The organism is Halobacterium sp. BOL4-2 (genome assembly GCF_016917835.2).
Classification (GTDB): Archaea; Halobacteriota; Halobacteria; order Halobacteriales; family Halobacteriaceae; genus Halobacterium; species Halobacterium salinarum.
Genome location: NZ_CP070332.2, coordinates 1097947 through 1114020 on the forward strand (window position 1 = coordinate 1097947; position 16074 = coordinate 1114020).

Genomic DNA, 16074 nt, shown 5'->3' on the forward strand with positions numbered 1-16074 from the left:
TTACGCAGTGGGTTCGCCTTCGACCTTCGAGGTGCCGGCGTGGCGAACGTCGGGGTCGTCGAGCGCCTCCAGGAGGATGTCGACGGCGATGTCGATCTCGCGCTCGGTGACGTCGAGCGGCGGCAGTAGTCGCACCGTCTTGTGGCCACAGCCCAACACGAGGAGGCCACGCTTGACGCAGGCGTTCACGACCGCTTCGCGGCGCTTCTTGGTGTCGAACTCGACGGCCAGCATCAGGCCGCGGCCGCGCACGTCCGTGACGAAGTCGGGGTCGGCGTCGTGGAGTCGGTCGGTGGTCTGCTCGCCGCGGGCCACGACGTGATCGAGGAGGCCGTCGCTGGTGATGGCGTCGATGGTCGCAACGCCCTGCGCGGCGGCGACGATGTCCCCGGCCCCCCACGTCGAGGAGAGGCGGCCGGTCTCGCTGGGGAAGAGGTCCTCGTTGGCGACCGTTGCGCCGACGCGCAGCCCCTTCGCGGAGGTGATGACATCCGGTTCGATCTCGGTGTGGTCGATCCCCCAGAGTTCGCCGGTGCGGCCCAGTCCCGCCTGGATCTCGTCGCTGATGACGGGGATGTCGTGGGTCCGCTGGATGTCGGCGATGTCCGCGATGAAGTCGTCGTTGGGGACCCGGTAGCCGCCCTCGCCCTGCTGGGGTTCCATGATGAGGTACGCCACCTCTTCGGGGTCGATGACGCCGCGGTCGTGGTGGAGCTTGTCCGCGGCCACGTTCCCGCCGGGGCCGTTGGTCTTCCAGCCACACGAGCACTCGCCCTCGCAGGTGCAGTACGGCACCGAGACGACGCCCCCGATCTCGGGGAAGCCCTTCCGGTGGATGGCTTTCGATCGGTTCAGCGACAGCGCACCGAGCGTGCGCCCGTGGAACGCGCCGTCGAACGTGAGCGCGCGGTGGCCGCCGTTGTTGTAACAGATCTTGATGGCGTTCTCGACGGCTTCAGCGCCCGTGTTCGAGAGGAACACCGTGTCCAGATCGTAGTGTGCGGTGATGTCGGTGAGCCGGTCGAGCAGCTGTGTCGCGGTCGGGATCTCGGGCGACTCGGGATCGGTGCCGCCGCCAGCGTAGAAGTCCTGGCCCGCCATCTTGAGGGGGTCGACGAGGTCGAACGACTCCAGGCGGTCCATGATCTTGGGGTTGTTGTAGCCGAACGGCGCGGCGGCAACGTGGCTGGTGAAGTCCATGAGGACGTTGCCGTCGACGTCCGTGCAGAACGGCCCGATGGCGTCCTCGGTGATGTCCCACACGAAGTCGTAGACGTACGTGGAGGGGGCGGCGTGATTGTGGTGGAAGTTCACCCATTCCGCGGCCTTCTCGCCGGGCATGCTCCGGACGTCAGGCTCGGCTGTTTCACGGTCCATGCACACAGTTGGCACCGCCCCAAATAAAAGTCGTTCGTTCCAGCCACGCCGACATGTCCCACGTGCACCGGACGCGGATCTCACGGCCAGACACTCCCCGGAAACGGCGTCTGACGCCCTGATTGGTCGTCGTTAGGCTGCCAGCACGACCGCAGCGCCGCCACCGACGACCAACAGCCCGGCGCTGTACGCGACGACGCGGGCCGCGAACGTCCGGTTAGCGCTGGTCGCCGACAGCCCCGCTTTCACGCCGATGGAGCTGGCCGTCGCCAACAACACCGCGATCGCCGCTGTGTCGGCGTCGACGGCGTTGGTGCGGTAGAGCACGACCGCCGACGTGGTCGCGCCGGCGCTGGACACGAGCCCGGAGACGACCGCGGTGACGAGCAGCCCGGCGGACCCGAACTGGGTCTCCGCGAGCCCGCCGGCCACGACCACGACGAGGAACATCGCGCCGAACCCGAGGGCGTTCCGCATCGAGAACGGCGTGTCGAGATCCATGGACACCGACTGCGACCAGTCGGCGGTCACGGCCGCGATGGCGATGCTGCCGGTGACGATGACCGCCAGCGGCAGCGTCCCCGTGACGAGGACGCCGGCCGACGCGGTGAACACCACGACGATGAGGAGGTTGCGAAGCGCCATCGCCGCGTTCGCCAACAGCACCCCCGCGACGGCGTACCGTGTCGCGTCGGCGTGCGCGTCCACGTGATCAAGCAGTGTGCCGACGACCGCCGTCGAGGACGCCAACCCACCGAAGAAGCCGGTGACAGCGATCCCGCGGCCGCCGTACGCCTGCACGACGACGTAGTTCACGATGCCGATGGCCGCCACGAACACCACCATCGACCAGACCACGCGAGGCTCGATCTCGACCACCCACCCGCCCCGTCCCACGGTCATCGCGCCGGTGGGCAACACCGGATACACGACGAACGCCAGGATCGCGAACTCCGTGGTTGAGCGGAGTTCTTCCCGGGACAACCCCCACGCGAAGCCGTGGAGTTCGCGCTTGAACACCAGCAGGATCGAACTCGTGACTGCGACGACAGTCGCCGGCAGGACCGCGCCCAGCGCCGCCAGCACGCCGATGCCGTACGCGACGAGCATGCTCACGGCCGTCGTGAGGTGCAGCGTGCCCTCCGACGACCGCAGCCCGGAGACCATCAACACACCGGTGAGCACGATCACGAACACCGCGCCGACGCTGCCCAGGACCGGCGGGCACGCGCCTCCGGCCGCCGCGCAGCGCTCGGTGTCGACCATCGTGAAGATGGCACCCAGCACGCTCACGAGCGCGAACGTCCGGATGCCGGCGGCCTTCTGGGCCCACTCGCGTTCCAACCCCAGGAACAACCCCAGTGCCACCGCAACCGCGATGCGGACGATCCGGCTGTCGAGTGGCGCTGCCACTAGTGCGTCGACGGTCACGGTCACCACCAGGACGTTCGCCGGTGTGCACATAAACACTGGGTCGAGATCACCCCACGGCCCTGGCGGTCAGCCGCGGGGGATCGACACAGCCTACTACGTCAGCCGCCCAGCGGCCCGTTCTCGCTTGTCGATGTCGTTTCGTGCCGAGGCGTCTCCCCCGCTCGACGCTGTAAATAATAACTCGTTGTATGGTACCAAACTCCGTCGCAGCCGTGTCGCTTTTGTACCGTGTCCTGATACGGCGTGGTACAACATGGCAGAACGTGAGACATGGGCATCCAGACTGGGATTCATTCTGGCCGCCGTTGGGAGCGCAGTCGGCCTGGGGAACATCTGGCAGTTCCCGTTCAAGACAGCGACCGAGGGCGGCGCAGCGTTCGTCGTTGTCTACCTGGTAGCCGCGCTTCTGTTGGGGTTGCCCGCCATCCTCGGTGAGTTCGTCATCGGGCGGCGCGCGAACCTCAACGCCGTCGAGGCGTTCGACCGGCTCGACCACCCGGCGTGGACGATCGTGGGGGCGATAGGGCTGCTCACGGGGCTGTGGATCCTGTCGTACTACAGCGTCGTCGGCGGCTGGGTCACGCGATACCTGCTGGGCAGCGCCACCGGGGCGTACTTCGCCGCGCCCGCGGCGTACTTCGGGAGCGTCTCGATGGGGTGGGAGGCGGTGGCGTTCCACGGCGCGTTCATGGCCGCCACGGCCGGCATCGTGGCGTTCGGTATCGAGGACGGCATCGAGAAAGCCACGAAGCTGATGGTGCCGTCGATCCTCGTGATGCTCGTCGGCCTCGCGGTGTACGCGTCCACCCTCAATGGTGTGGGCGCAGCCTACGAGTTCTACCTCTCCCCTGACTTCGGGTTCATCGCCGACAACATCGGGAGCATCGTCCCGTACGCCGTCAGCCAGGCGTTCTTCTCGCTGTCGCTGGGGATGGGCGCGATGATCACGTACGCCTCCTACCTGGGCGACGACGACAGCCTGTTCGCCGACGGCGGCCTCATCGTCGTGTTGAACACCTCCGTGGGGCTGCTCGCGGGGCTGGTTGTGATCCCGCTGCTGTTCGTGCAGTTCGGCACGGTTCCGGATGCCGCGGCCGGCGGCGGTGCCGGCGCGCTGTTCATCTCCGTCGCACAGGCGTTCGCCACGCTCGGCGTGGCGGGGCGCGTGCTCGGCGTGCTGTTTTTCGGCGTGGTGTTGGTCGCCGCGCTGTCCTCGGCGATCAGCCTCCTGGAGGTCGTCACCGCCTACGTCGTCGACAACTACGGCTACAGCCGGCCCGCGACCGCGTTCAGCTTCGGGGGCGTGTTGTTCGCGCTGGGCACGCTGTCGGCGTGGAACACCGCCTGGCTGGACTGGTTTGACTCGCTGGCCTACGGCGTGTTGTTGCCGCTGTCGGTGCTGCTCGGTGTGGTGTTCGTCGGGTGGGTGTACGGCCCCGCCGCGGTCGACGAGATCAAGAAGGGATCGGGCACCGGGACCACGTTCGCCACCGCGTGGCTGTGGTCGGTCCGCACCTACGTTCTCATCGGCGTGTTTGTGACACTCTACTTGGGTGTGACGGACATCTACGCCGCGCCGGCGATCCCGTTCGTCTAGGATCTCTCAGTGAACCCGGATTTTTGCAGTCGATTCGAAGCTCCATAACGGTTTTTCAGGCTGTTTACCGCGCGTTCCTCGCGGTCTGACGGATCGACGGTCGTAACCCTGAAATGGGGTGGTTTGTTACTGCGTTGCAATGGCACGAGATGTGTGGCACTCCCGGCTCGGATTCATCATGGCCGCCGTCGGCTCCGCGGTCGGTCTGGGGAACCTCTGGCGGTTCCCGTGGATGACGAGCGAAAACGGCGGCGCGGCGTTCCTCCTGGTGTATCTCGGCGTTGTACTGTGTGTTGGCGTGCCCGGCCTGCTGGCGGAGTTCGTGATCGGGCGGCGGAGCCGTCGAAGCCCCGTCGGCGCGTTCTCCTCGCTGTCGGACTCCACGCTGTGGCGGGTGTTCGGACACCTCTCGGTCGTCATCGCGGTCGTGTTGCTCTCCTTTTACAGCGTTGTCGGCGGGTGGATCCTGCGGTACTTCGGGGCCAGCCTGACCGGCGCGTACTTCTCGAACCCCGGCCAGTACTTCGCCACGGTGAGCTACGGGCTTGACGCCGTTGGCTTCCATCTGTTGTTCCTCGCGATCACCGGGCTCATCGTAGTCCGCGGGATCAAACGCGGGATCGAGAACGCAACCAAGCTCATGATGCCGGCTGTGGTGGTGCTTTTGGTCGTGCTCGCCGCCTGGGCGAGCACGCTCGACGGCGCGGGTGCCGGTCTCGCGTTCTACCTGTCGCCGGACGTCGAACTGCTTGAAGCCGACCTGCTTGGGATCCTGCCTGCCGCCGCCGGCCAGGCGCTGTTCACGCTCTCGCTTGGCTCCGGAACGATGATCACCTACGCGTCGTACCTCGACGAGGAGCGGTCGCTGGCCGCCGACGGCGCGGCGATCGCCGTTCTCAACACCTGCATCGGTGTGCTCGCTGGACTCGTGGTGTTCCCGCTGTTGTTCGCGCTCGTCGGCGACGCCGGCACTGGCGGTCCCGGCGCGCTGTTCGTTGGCCTCGCCAACGCGTTCGTTGCGGTCCCCTACGGGCGGGCCGTCGGCGCGGTGTTTTTCGCGGTCGTCTCCCTGGCCGCCATCTCCTCGTCGATCTCGATGCTCGAACTCCCGGTGTCGTTCCTGGTCGACGAGTACGGCGTCTCACGCCGCCGCGCGACCGCGCTGTTCGTGGGCGTGTTCACCGTCACTGGGAGTGCAACCGCGCTCTCGCCCGGGCTCTTTGACTTCGTCGCGGGCACCCTGGTGGACCTCCTGATGACCGCCGGCCTCATCGGGTTCCTGCTGTTCACCGGGTGGGTCGTCGGGCAGAACGCCGTCACCGAGTACGAGCTCGGCGCGGGCGCTGTCGCGTCCGCGTTGTCGACGCCGTGGCTGTACGCGGTCGGCGTGGTGATCCCGGTGTTCCTGATTTTCACGCTCGTCTCCGGGATCGCCGCCGCGCTCGGCGTCTCGATCACGGCCGTCGAGCTGTGGGGGGTTACCATCAGCCAGCCGCGACTGTTCGCGGGACTGAGCGTCGTCATCGCGGTGGTGTCGTTTCTGGGGCTGCGGCGGCCGGCGTCCGTCGCCTGACAGCGCCGTCCTGGGCTGTCGCCGTCTCGGAATCCTTTTGCCGCCGGTTGCGGAACCCTCCTAATCAAATGACGATGGAAGAGCGCATCGAGGACTTGCGCGAGCAGACCGAGCGCGCACTCCTCGGCGGCGGAGAGGCTCGCATCGAGTCCCAACACGAGAAGGGGAAGCTGACGGCTCGCGAGCGCATCGACTACTTCCTCGACGACGGCACGTTCAACGAGTTGGATCAGCTGCGCACGCACCGCTCCACGAACTTCGACATGGACGAAACGAAGCTCCCCGGCGACGGCGTCGTCACCGGCTACGGCGACGTCAACGGCCGCACGACGTTCGTGTTCGCCCACGACTTCACCGTCTTCGGGGGGAGCCTCGGTGAGGTGTTCGCGGAGAAAGTGACGAAAGTGATGGATCGCGCGATGGAGGTCGGCGCGCCCGTCGTGGGGCTCAACGACTCGGCGGGCGCACGCATCCAGGAGGGCGTCGACGCGCTGGGCGGGTTCGCGGAGATCTTCACCCGCAACGAGAAGGCCAGCGGCGTCGTCCCCCAGATCTCGGCGATCATGGGGCCGTGTGCGGGCGGTGCCGTCTACTCGCCGGCGATCACGGATTTCACCGTCATGGTGAAGGACACGAGCCACATGTTCATCACCGGGCCGGACGTCATCGAGACGGTGACCGGCGAGCAGGTCGGCTTCGAGGAGCTCGGCGGCGCGACCACCCACGCCGCCGAATCGGGGGTCGCACATTTCGCCTGCGACAGCGAGGAGGCGGCCCTGGACAACATCAAGCGCTTGCTCTCGTATCTCCCCCAGAACAACGTCGAGGACCCGCCACGGGTCGAGCCCTACGACGACCCCGAGCGCCGCGACGACGCCCTCGAAACCATCGTCCCGGACGAGCCACGGAAGCCCTACGACATGACCGACGTCGTCGACAGCGTCGTCGACGAGCAGTCGTTTTTCGAGGTGCAGGCGGACTTCGCGAAGAACATCGTCGTCGGGTTCGCGCGACTCGACGGCCGGTCGGTCGGCATCGTCGCGAACCAGCCCCGCGTGAACGCCGGCACCCTCGACATCGACGCCTCCGAGAAGGCCAGCCGGTTCGTGCGGTTCTGTGACTCGTTCAACGTCCCGATCCTGACGCTCGTGGACGTGCCCGGGTTCCTGCCGGGCACCGACCAGGAGCACGGCGGCATCATCCGGCACGGCGCGAAGCTCCTGTACGCGTTCAGCGAGGCGAGCGTGCCCCTGATGACGGTCATCACGCGGAAGGCCTACGGCGGCGCCTACGACGTGATGGCGAGCAAGCACATCGGCGCGGACGTCAACTACGCGTGGCCGACCGCCGAGATCGCCGTGATGGGGCCGAAGGGCGCGGTGAACGTCCTCTACAGTGATGAACTCGAAGCGGCCGACGACACCGCGGCGCGCCGCCAAGAGCTCATCGACGAGTACCGCGAGGAGTTCGCCAACCCATACACGGCCGCCGACCGCGGCTACCTCGACGCCGTCATCGAGCCGACTGAGACCCGACCGCGGCTCATCGACGACCTCGACATGCTGGCGAGCAAGCGCGAGGAGACGCCGGACAAGAAACACGGCAACATCCCGCTGTGATGCCCGCCGAGATGGACCTGACGATCCCCGAGGACGCCAGCGAGGAGGAGGCGGCCGCCATCGCTGCGGCCGTCCAGAGCCACCTGGCCGCGATGGCGGCGGCCGCGGCGGCCGCCGACGACAACGAGGCGACGTGGCCCGGTGAGAAATGGCGGTTCGCCGGCCGCGTCGAACGACAGGGCGGGCGCTCGGTGCGCGTGCCCGACGGTGCGCCCACCGACGCGTGGAGCGCGGCGGGGCGTCGCGACCGGTTTTAGGCCGTCGCTCCCGGCGAGGCGGCGGCCCAAGCGGGTGTTCTGTGCGCGGGCTGGCGGCCGATCCAGAACCGAAGCTATGAGTAGGCCGTCTCTGAAACGAACGATCAAGAATGTTCGAGAAGGTACTCGTTGCCAACCGCGGCGAGATCGCGGTGCGTGTGATGCGGGCGTGTGACGACCTCGGGGTCGACACGGTCGCTGTGTACAGCGATGCCGACGCGCACGCCGGACACGTGCGGTACGCCGACGAGGCGTACAACGTCGGGCCGGCGCGCGCGGCGGACTCCTATCTCGACCACGACGCCATCATCGACGCGGCCACGCGGGCCGGGGCCGACGCCATCCACCCCGGCTACGGCTTCCTCGCCGAGAACGCCGAGTTCGCGGGCAAAGTCGAGGACACCGACGGCGTCACGTGGGTCGGCCCGTCCGCGGACTCGATGCGCCAGCTCGGCGAGAAGACCAGCGCCCGGAAGACGATGCGGGAGGCCGACGTGCCCATCGTTCCCGGCACCACCGACCCCGTGGAGTCCGTCGCTGACATCCACGAGTTCGGCGAGGAACACGGCTACCCCATCGCTATCAAGGCCGAGGGCGGTGGTGGCGGTCGCGGCATGAAGATCGTGCGCAGCGCCGACGAGGCCGAAGACCAACTGGAGTCGGCGGAGCGTGAGGGTGAGGCGTACTTCGACAACGCGAACGTCTATCTGGAGCGCTACTTGGAGAACCCCCGCCACATCGAGGTCCAGATCCTTGCGGACCACCACGGGAACGTCCGGCACCTCGGCGAGCGGGACTGTTCGCTGCAGCGCCGCCACCAGAAAGTCATCGAAGAAGGCCCGAGCCCCGCGCTCACGGACGAGCTTCGCGAGGAGATCGGGACGGCGGCCCGGCGTGGAGCCGACGCCGCGGGCTACTACAACGCAGGCACCTTCGAGTTCCTCGTCGAGGAAGACACCGAGCGGGAGCCCGGTGACCTCCTCGGGCCGGAGACGGAGTTCTACTTCCTCGAAGTGAACACCCGGATTCAGGTCGAGCACACCGTCACGGAGGCGCTCACGGGCGTCGACATTGTGAAGTGGCAGCTCAAGATCGCATCCGACGACGAGCTCACCTTCGAGCAGGACGACGTGGCACTGGACGGCCACGCCGTCGAGTACCGCATCAACGCGGAGAACGCGGCCGACGACTTCGCGCCCGCCACGGGCGGCGAGTTGGAGACCTACGACCCGCCGGGCGGCATCGGCGTGCGCGTCGACGACGGCCTCCGGCAGGGCGACGATCTCGTCACCGACTACGACTCGATGGTCGCGAAGCTCATCGTGCACGGCAGCGACCGCGAGGAGTGTCTGGCGCGGTCCCGGCGCGCGCTCGCCGAGTACGACATCGAGGGCATCCCGACGATCATCCCGTTCCATCGGCTGATGCTGACCGACGACGCGTTCGTCGGGGGTACGCACACGACGAAGTATCTCGACCGCGACATCGACGAGTCGCGGATCAGTGACGCCCAGGCGGAGTGGGGGACGACGACGGCCTCCGAGAGCAGTGCCGATGAGAACGTGGTGGAGCGGGATTTCACGGTGGAAGTCAACGGCAAGCGCTTCGAGGTCAACCTGGAGGAGCGCGGCGCGGCGCAGTTCGCGGCCCCCGAAGCGGACACCGGCGGCGGCGGGCCGCCGGAGCCCGCGGGCGGAGCCGACGACGGCGAGACGGTCGTTGAGGGCGACGGCGAGACGGTCACGGCGGAGATGCAGGGGACGATCCTGGACGTGGCCGTGTCCGAGGGCGATGCGGTCGACGCGGGAGACGTGCTGGTTGTGCTGGAAGCGATGAAAATGGAGAACGACGTCGTGGCGTCCCACGGTGGCACGGTCACGCAGGTCGCCGTCAGCGAGGACGACAGCGTCGACATGGACGACGTGCTGGTGGTCATCGACTAGACGGGCGGTTCCGCGACCGGAGTCATTATGTCGCCTGGCTGTCTGCTACTCCCACACGACCCGACCGACGACACCGCCGGCTGACGCCGCGCTCCGTGGCGGCGGCAGTCGAACCGTGCGGTGTCACGTGGCCGCACCATGAACCCAGCATTCACGCCGACCACGAGCCCGACCGGGCTGCGTGTTCACGACCGGATCGAGAACGCCCAGTTCGAGCTGTACACCGAGTCCCGGGTGGCCCCAACGCCTGTCGCTACCGGCTCGGCGCATGGACTGTCTCGGCAGCCGGATGCGGAGGCGTGGCACACCAGCAGTGACGCTGGGTTCGCGTTGCCCGTCGATAGCGCGGTTGCCTTCGACACGACGCGGATCACGCTGCCGGCACTGGTGGACGTGTTCGTGTGGCAGCCAGACCGGACGCTCGTCGGGAAAACCACCAACCAGGAGTCGGCGACGTATCCCGACCAGGGAGCGTACGCCCTGGATGTCGACATCGGGTCGATGAAGCTCCAACTGGCTGTAACGGACCCCTTCGAGATCCACCGCACCGACGACTCGACGGTCATCAGCTTCGACGCCACGGCCACCGTGCGCCTGGGCGCGCGGTCGCTGCATACGGCCCCCGAGGCCACGATCACCATCACCGACGACGTGCGGGACGGCATGCGCGCGGTCTCACTGTTCGGATCCGCGCTGAAAACCACCACACCGGAGCGGTCGTTCCCGACGCTACGGGGCCATCCACCGCTCGTGGAGCGCGGTGACGCCTTCGACGCGCCCGCCACCCTCGACGCTCCGGACACCGGGATCGCCATCGAGATCCCGCCCGACTGGGGTGACCTGTACCGGGTGAGCACGCTCGCGTACTATCTCGGGGCGACGGTGCGGCCGGGCGCACAGCGCGCGCTCGTGCTCGACGGCGTCCGGTATCCGTTCCCGTCCGCCAGTGGGTTCGGCGACGCGGTGCAGACTCTGCTGGAGCACGTGTTCTTGCTGGATTGTGTCGTCCGGACGGAGGGGCTGTACTCGGTGTCGATGCACGAACGCACCGCGATCGAGCCGACCCTCGGCATCGACCTGTCGGCGGCCTACGACGCGCCGCCCGCCGAACGGCTGGCGGCATACCTGGGTGTGCCGTTCGCGGTCACCGAGCCACACGGTCCGCAGTGGCCGGTCACCGCGGACATTGCCCCGGACCCCGGACGCATCGCCGCGCTGCCGTTCGTCGTGGATGACCTCGCCAACGTCCGGGTCCACGACGCACAACCGGACACGACATCCGACGCCGGGCACGGAGCCGAGGCTGTGAGTTCGTTCCTTCGGAGCAGGTCACAGCCGGACCGCGACCAGCCACGCGTGGCGGCCGACGCGGACGATGTCGTGGTACCGCCGGATACGGAGTCTATCGAGCACGTGTGGCTCGCTGACGGGGTGCCAGTGGGTGCCAACAAGGCCACCGCTGCGGACTACCAGGCGAGTCTCGCGTGCGATGCACTCGCCAGCGATCCGATCCGGGTCGTGGTCGTCTGCAACGACCCGTCGATGGACGCCGAGGACTGCGTCAGCGCCGTCTACGGGATGCGGGATTTCTTCGAGTTCGACATCTCGGTGCGCCACGAGCTGTCCACGAGCGAACTCGCCACGGTGTTGGAGTCGACGGTCGACTTCCTCCACTACATCGGGCACACGGACGCCACCGGCTTCCAGTGTGTGGACGGGCGACTCGATGCCCGGGACCTGGACACGACCGGCGTCCGCGCGTTCCTGCTGAACTCCTGTCAGTCGCACGCGCAGGGTCGCGCGCTGGTTGATCGCGGGAGTCAGGGCGGCATCGTCACCGTGTCGGACATCGACAACGACGCCGCCGTGCGGGTCGGGCACGCGATCGCGCGACTGCTGAACAACGGGTTCTCGCTGCTGGCAGGGCTATCAGTCGCTCGCAACGTGACGGCGTTCGGGAACCAGTACGTCACGGTCGGCGATGGGTCCGCGCAGGTGGTGCAGAGCCGGAGTGGCGTGTCGCTGCTCGCTGAGCTGGCAGCAACCGATGCCGGCTACGAGGTGTCTCTGGTCGGCTATCCGACTACGAACACGCCGCTGGGATCGCTCGTCACGCCGTACATCCCCGGGAACGACACGTCGTATCTGAACGCTGGTCACATCGGGACGTTCAACGTTGCTGCTGAAGACGTTCGTTCGTTTTTCGACCATGGGGTCTTTCCAGTCCTCTACGACGGAACACTGACATGGAGCGACAAACTGACCATCGAAGAAACCGGCTGAAGCGTCTTCTTTAGCGAGACAGCGGATTCAGTACGCTTTCTACTCAGCTATGGCCCCTGGATAATCCCGACAGGGTGCCTTGCCGCCGCCGTCCCTGTTGTCGAGAGGAACAGCAGCATCGTGAACAGCGCGCCGATCATTCGTGGATTATCCGACAGGTACTGTGTGAACTTGGAGTCCGTCATCGACATCTGTATCAACAACCCGCTGAAAATTAAATTTATCTGAACATAACAGATATAAATAAACTGGAAAAAGGTATGAGTGAGTTATTGTGGCGGATTAGGACAGTCCGCTCCGGTGCGGTGTGGCGTTCAACCAGTCGGGTTTAACAGGACACGCCGGATACCACCGGCAATGAGCGACACCCGACGCGCCGTCCTCGACGCGTTGGCCGACGGCCCCACACCCGGGCCGGCGCTGGCCGACGAACTCGGCGTCTCCCGGGCCGCCGTCTGGAAGCACGTCGACGCACTCCGCGACGCCGGCTTCACCATCGACAGCGGCCACGACGGGTACACGCTGGCCGGAGTGCCCGACTACGGCGGGCTCGCGGTCAGCGTCGACTTGGACGCCCCGTTCACGATCGAACACCACGACAGCCTGCCCAGCACGAACGACCGCGCCCGCGAGCGTGCGGCCGACGGCACGCGCGACACGGTCGTGCTCGCAACCCGGCAGACGAGTGGCCGCGGTCGCCGGGACCGATCCTGGGAGTCGCCTGCAGGCGGCGTCTGGGCGAGTCTCGTGCTCGGCCCGGACCTGCCGCCGGCGCGCGTGCCCCTGCTCACGTTCGCCGCCGCAGTGGCGGTCACGGACGCCGCCCGGGAAGCCGGCGTTGACGCCGCGATCAAGTGGCCCAACGACGTGGTTGTGCCCGGCGAACCCGCCGCGCGCGGCAACCGAAAGCTCGCGGGCATCCTCACCGAGATGGAGGGCGAAGCCAGCCGCGTGTCCTGGGTGGTCGTGGGCTTGGGCGTGAACGTCAACGTCGACCCGGCGGCGCTCGCGCCCGGCGCGACGAGCGTGCGCGCGCTGGCCGGCGAGACGGACCGACGGGTGTTCGTGCAGCGCGTCCTCGAACGGTTCGACGCCCTGCGTGGCCGCCCGGAAGCGGCGCTGGCGGCGTGGCGCGAGCGCGCAGCAACGCTCGGCGAACACGTGCGCATCACCCAGGACGACGACAACACGATCACCGGTCGCGCCGTCGATGTCACGGCTCACGGCGCGCTCGTGGTTGCCACTGGTGGCGAGTCGACAACCGTCGTGCATGCCGGCGACTGCCAGCACGTGCGGCCCGCCTGACGGGCGTTACTCGTCCCCGCCGCTGACGGTGAGCACCGGCACCGACGACGATCGCACCACCTTCTCGGTGACGCTGCCCAGCAACAGCCGGTCGATCCCACCGCGGCCATGCGTCCCCATCACGATCAGGTCACAGCCGGCGTTGTCGGCGTAGGTCACGATCTCCATGGCGGGGTTGCCGTCCCGGAGTTCGCGCTCGGTGGCGACACCACGGTCGTTTGCGGCCGCGGTCACGGTATCGAGCGCGCTCGTTCCCTCACTGCTCAGCATCGCGGACACGCTCTCCCAGGAGGAGTCCATGGGCAGCCCCGCGTAGCTCGCAGTGTCCACGACGTACAACGCGTGAACCGTCGCGTCGTGCTCGACGGCGAGATCGACGGCGTGCGCGACGGCGTCCTGTGACGCGTTCGACCCGTCCGTCGGTACGAGGATGCGCTCGTAGCGTCCCATCGTGTCGTGCTTCTCACGGTGCTGTGTTAAGTGTACAGGGCGGTCGGGTGGTCACTCCGAGAACCCCGGCGGTGAGTCGTCGGGCGCGTTCACCTCGGTGACGAGCCCGTCGTCGGGGTCCAGCCCGAGCACGCGCTCCGTGGCGCGCCCGACCGCGTCGGTGTGCGCTCGCGGCGTGTAGACGCCGAGTCGCCACTGCTCGCGCTGGGCGGTCTGAAGCGCGGTCACGAGCGTTGATTGCTCGTGGAGCCGCCGCACCTCGCCGTTGACCAGCACACCCGTCGAGGACTCCGGCATCGAGGGCTCGCCGGGCGCATCAACGATGACATCGCGCTCGGGGACGCCGGCGTCGGCGGCGATGGCGCGCTCGAACCCCCGCACGGTGTCGTGGTCCGCGCCGACGAGGTCGTCGTCGACGTCCCCGAGTTCCGCCCACACCGCGCGCTTGTAGAGGTCGCGCTCGAACAGCCGGGCGGCGACCCGGCTGGTGGCGTCGTGGGCGCGGAGCGCGGCCACGAGGTCGTGGTCGTCCATGCGGCGCAGCGCCGGCGCGGTCACGTCCGTGGTGGCGAGCAGCGTTTCGGCCGCGCGCCGCAGCATCGACTTCGAAATGCGGGCGACGTGGTGGCTGTACACGGTCGGGTTCATGAGCGCGCGCGCCAACAGCAGGCTTTCAGCGGATTGGACGTTGCCCGCGCCCAGCACGAGATCGCCGTCGATGAACGTCAGCCCACGGATGAGTCGTCCGTGGTCGATGGTGCCGTAGGGGACGCCGGTGTGGTGGGCGTCCCGCACCAGGTAGTCCATGCGGTCGACGTCGAGCTCGCCGGCGACCAGTTGGGCCAGTGGCTCGCCGTCGCCGGCCACGAGGGCGGCGATCTCCGCGGGCTGGATGTCGTGGTCGGCCAGCACCGACGCCACCTGGCCGGACGCCACGAGGTCGTGGACGTCGTCGTGGCGGTTGCCGGTGTGGCGCTCGATCACGTCCTCGACGTTGTGGCTGAACGGTCCGTGGCCGATGTCGTGGAGGATGGCGGCGGCGCGAACGCGGGTGGCGCGCTGGCCCGTGATCCCGAGGTGATCGAGCGCGCGGTCGGCGAGGTGGTAGACGCCCAGGGAGTGCTCGAAGCGGGTGTGGTTGGCTGACGGGTAGACGAGGCTGACGGTGCCCAGCTGTGCGACGTTGCGCAGGCGCTGGAGCGGGGGCGTGTCGAGCAGCGCAGCGACCACGCCGGTGACTTCGATGTGGTCGTGGACGCTGTCCTTGATCGTGGTGGTCATTGGAGGCTGTTGGCGGGGTTTTCGTATAACTCGTGTGACCGAGCGCGCGCCGGACGCGGTGTCGTCCACAGGGGTTTTCACCGTGACACGCGAACCACCGGTATGCGACGGCAACTTGCTGCCCTGTTGGTTGTGGCGCTTGTCGCGGTCGCCGGATGCGCCGGCGGCTCCGCCCCTGCGACAGACGACGGCGCATCGAGCGGCGACCAGATCTATCAGACGCCCCTTGACACGGGGACCGTCGTGGACGCCCACGCCAGCGCGCTCACTGACGCGGGCTCGTACACGATGGAGTCGACGGTCGCACAGTCGCTGGCAAACAGCACGCAGCGCGCCGAGACCACCGGCGTGGTCCGTGGGAACGCCGCCTCGGGTGCGCTGTTCCTGCGGACGCAGTCGCCGCGGGGCCAGACGGTCGCCGTGTACACCGACGGCAACGGCACCGCCTACGAGCGGCGCGCCGCCGGCAACCGGTCACAGGTCCGGGACGCGTCCGGGAGAGCGCCGACCGCCGATCAGTACGCCAGCAGCATCGTGCGGCCGTTCATCGACCTGTTCAACTTCACGTACACGGGCACCACCACTGAGAACGGCGACACGGTCGCGGTCTACGAGGCCGACGGCGTGGCGGACCTGAATACGTCGTCACGGGCGTTCGCGAACCGCGACCCCGAGTCGGTCGAGGCGGCGGCCGCGACGCTGCACATCCGTGACGACGGCGTGGTGACCTCGCTGCAGTCGAACACCACGTTCGCACAGCAGAACCGCTCGCAGACGACGGCTGTCAACTACACCTTCAGCGACATCGGGTCGACGGAAGTCACCCAGCCCGACTGGGCCAGTGACGCCGCCACGACCGCGACCAGCCAGCCGTCGACGACGACACCCACGACCGCGAACACGACCACGACCGCGAACGCGACCACCACCGCGAACGCGTCGGCGTAACGCGCGG

General features: G+C 67.9%; 12 protein-coding genes. 8 read left to right on the plus strand and 4 right to left on the minus strand.

Annotated features, from left to right (window positions below):
• On the minus strand, positions 1-1377 hold the full coding sequence (locus JRZ79_RS19090; protein WP_010903110.1) for an aspartate aminotransferase family protein: 1377 nt from the start codon (positions 1375-1377) through the stop codon (positions 1-3).
• Positions 1378-1509: 132 nt separating this feature from the next.
• The gene (locus JRZ79_RS19095) at positions 1510-2808 is read right to left on the minus strand and encodes an MgtC/SapB family protein (protein ID WP_231546368.1); all 1299 of its coding nucleotides are present in this window, start codon (positions 2806-2808) and stop codon (positions 1510-1512) included.
• 256 nt (positions 2809-3064) lie between these two features.
• Between JRZ79_RS19095 and JRZ79_RS19100 the strand changes: the two genes are divergently transcribed.
• The 7 genes from JRZ79_RS19100 (at position 3065) to JRZ79_RS19130 (ending at position 13388) form a co-directional block, all read left to right on the plus strand.
• Positions 3065-4408: a sodium-dependent transporter gene (locus JRZ79_RS19100; RefSeq protein ID WP_205251979.1), complete on the plus strand. Its 1344-nt coding sequence runs from the start codon at positions 3065-3067 to the stop codon at positions 4406-4408.
• 139 nt (positions 4409-4547) lie between these two features.
• Positions 4548-5981, plus strand: coding sequence for a sodium-dependent transporter (locus JRZ79_RS19105; protein WP_205251980.1), 1434 nt, complete (start codon positions 4548-4550; stop codon positions 5979-5981).
• A 74-nt stretch (positions 5982-6055) separates the two neighbouring features.
• A complete protein-coding gene (locus JRZ79_RS19110; protein WP_346347536.1) occupies positions 6056-7600 on the plus strand; it encodes an acyl-CoA carboxylase subunit beta in 1545 nt (514 codons plus the stop codon).
• Complete coding sequence (locus tag JRZ79_RS19115) at positions 7600-7857, plus strand: acc operon protein (protein ID WP_205251982.1); 258 nt, start codon at positions 7600-7602, stop codon at positions 7855-7857. Before JRZ79_RS19110 ends, JRZ79_RS19115 begins: the two co-directional genes overlap by 1 nt.
• Positions 7858-7967: 110 nt before the next feature.
• Entirely contained in the window at positions 7968-9800 is a 1833-nt protein-coding gene (locus JRZ79_RS19120) for an acetyl/propionyl/methylcrotonyl-CoA carboxylase subunit alpha (RefSeq protein WP_205251983.1), read from the plus strand.
• Between the two features lie 138 nt (positions 9801-9938).
• Positions 9939-12083, plus strand: a complete 2145-nt coding sequence (locus tag JRZ79_RS19125; protein ID WP_205251984.1) for a hypothetical protein — start codon at positions 9939-9941, stop codon at positions 12081-12083.
• Between the two features lie 357 nt (positions 12084-12440).
• A complete protein-coding gene (locus tag JRZ79_RS19130) occupies positions 12441-13388 on the plus strand; it encodes a biotin--[acetyl-CoA-carboxylase] ligase (protein WP_205251985.1) in 948 nt (315 codons plus the stop codon).
• Between the two features lie 6 nt (positions 13389-13394).
• Here the strand turns inward: JRZ79_RS19130 and JRZ79_RS19135 are convergent, their stop codons facing one another.
• Both JRZ79_RS19135 and JRZ79_RS19140 read right to left on the minus strand, forming a co-directional pair.
• Entirely contained in the window at positions 13395-13838 is a 444-nt protein-coding gene (locus tag JRZ79_RS19135) for a universal stress protein (protein WP_010903120.1), read from the minus strand.
• Between the two features lie 51 nt (positions 13839-13889).
• A complete protein-coding gene (locus JRZ79_RS19140; RefSeq protein ID WP_205251986.1) occupies positions 13890-15119 on the minus strand; it encodes an HD domain-containing protein in 1230 nt (409 codons plus the stop codon).
• 102 nt (positions 15120-15221) lie between these two features.
• On the opposite strand from JRZ79_RS19140, the gene JRZ79_RS19145 reads away from it, so the two are divergent.
• Positions 15222-16067 carry a hypothetical protein gene (locus JRZ79_RS19145; RefSeq protein WP_010903122.1) on the plus strand — a complete coding sequence of 282 codons (846 nt, stop codon included), beginning with the start codon at positions 15222-15224 and terminating at the stop codon, positions 16065-16067.
• Positions 16068-16074 lie beyond the last annotated feature (7 nt).

Coding starts and splice junctions, on each gene's coding strand:
- JRZ79_RS19090 (WP_010903110.1), bottom strand. CDS start 1,377: ATGGACCGTGAAACAGCCGAGCCTGACGTCCGGAGCATGCCCGGCGAG.
- JRZ79_RS19100 (WP_205251979.1), top strand. CDS start 3,065: ATGGCAGAACGTGAGACATGGGCATCCAGACTGGGATTCATTCTGGCC.
- JRZ79_RS19105 (WP_205251980.1), top strand. CDS start 4,548: ATGGCACGAGATGTGTGGCACTCCCGGCTCGGATTCATCATGGCCGCC.
- JRZ79_RS19110 (WP_346347536.1), top strand. CDS start 6,056: ATGGAAGAGCGCATCGAGGACTTGCGCGAGCAGACCGAGCGCGCACTC.
- JRZ79_RS19115 (WP_205251982.1), top strand. CDS start 7,600: ATGCCCGCCGAGATGGACCTGACGATCCCCGAGGACGCCAGCGAGGAG.
- JRZ79_RS19120 (WP_205251983.1), top strand. CDS start 7,968: ATGTTCGAGAAGGTACTCGTTGCCAACCGCGGCGAGATCGCGGTGCGT.
- JRZ79_RS19125 (WP_205251984.1), top strand. CDS start 9,939: ATGAACCCAGCATTCACGCCGACCACGAGCCCGACCGGGCTGCGTGTT.
- JRZ79_RS19130 (WP_205251985.1), top strand. CDS start 12,441: ATGAGCGACACCCGACGCGCCGTCCTCGACGCGTTGGCCGACGGCCCC.
- JRZ79_RS19135 (WP_010903120.1), bottom strand. CDS start 13,838: ATGGGACGCTACGAGCGCATCCTCGTACCGACGGACGGGTCGAACGCG.
- JRZ79_RS19140 (WP_205251986.1), bottom strand. CDS start 15,119: ATGACCACCACGATCAAGGACAGCGTCCACGACCACATCGAAGTCACC.
- JRZ79_RS19145 (WP_010903122.1), top strand. CDS start 15,222: ATGCGACGGCAACTTGCTGCCCTGTTGGTTGTGGCGCTTGTCGCGGTC.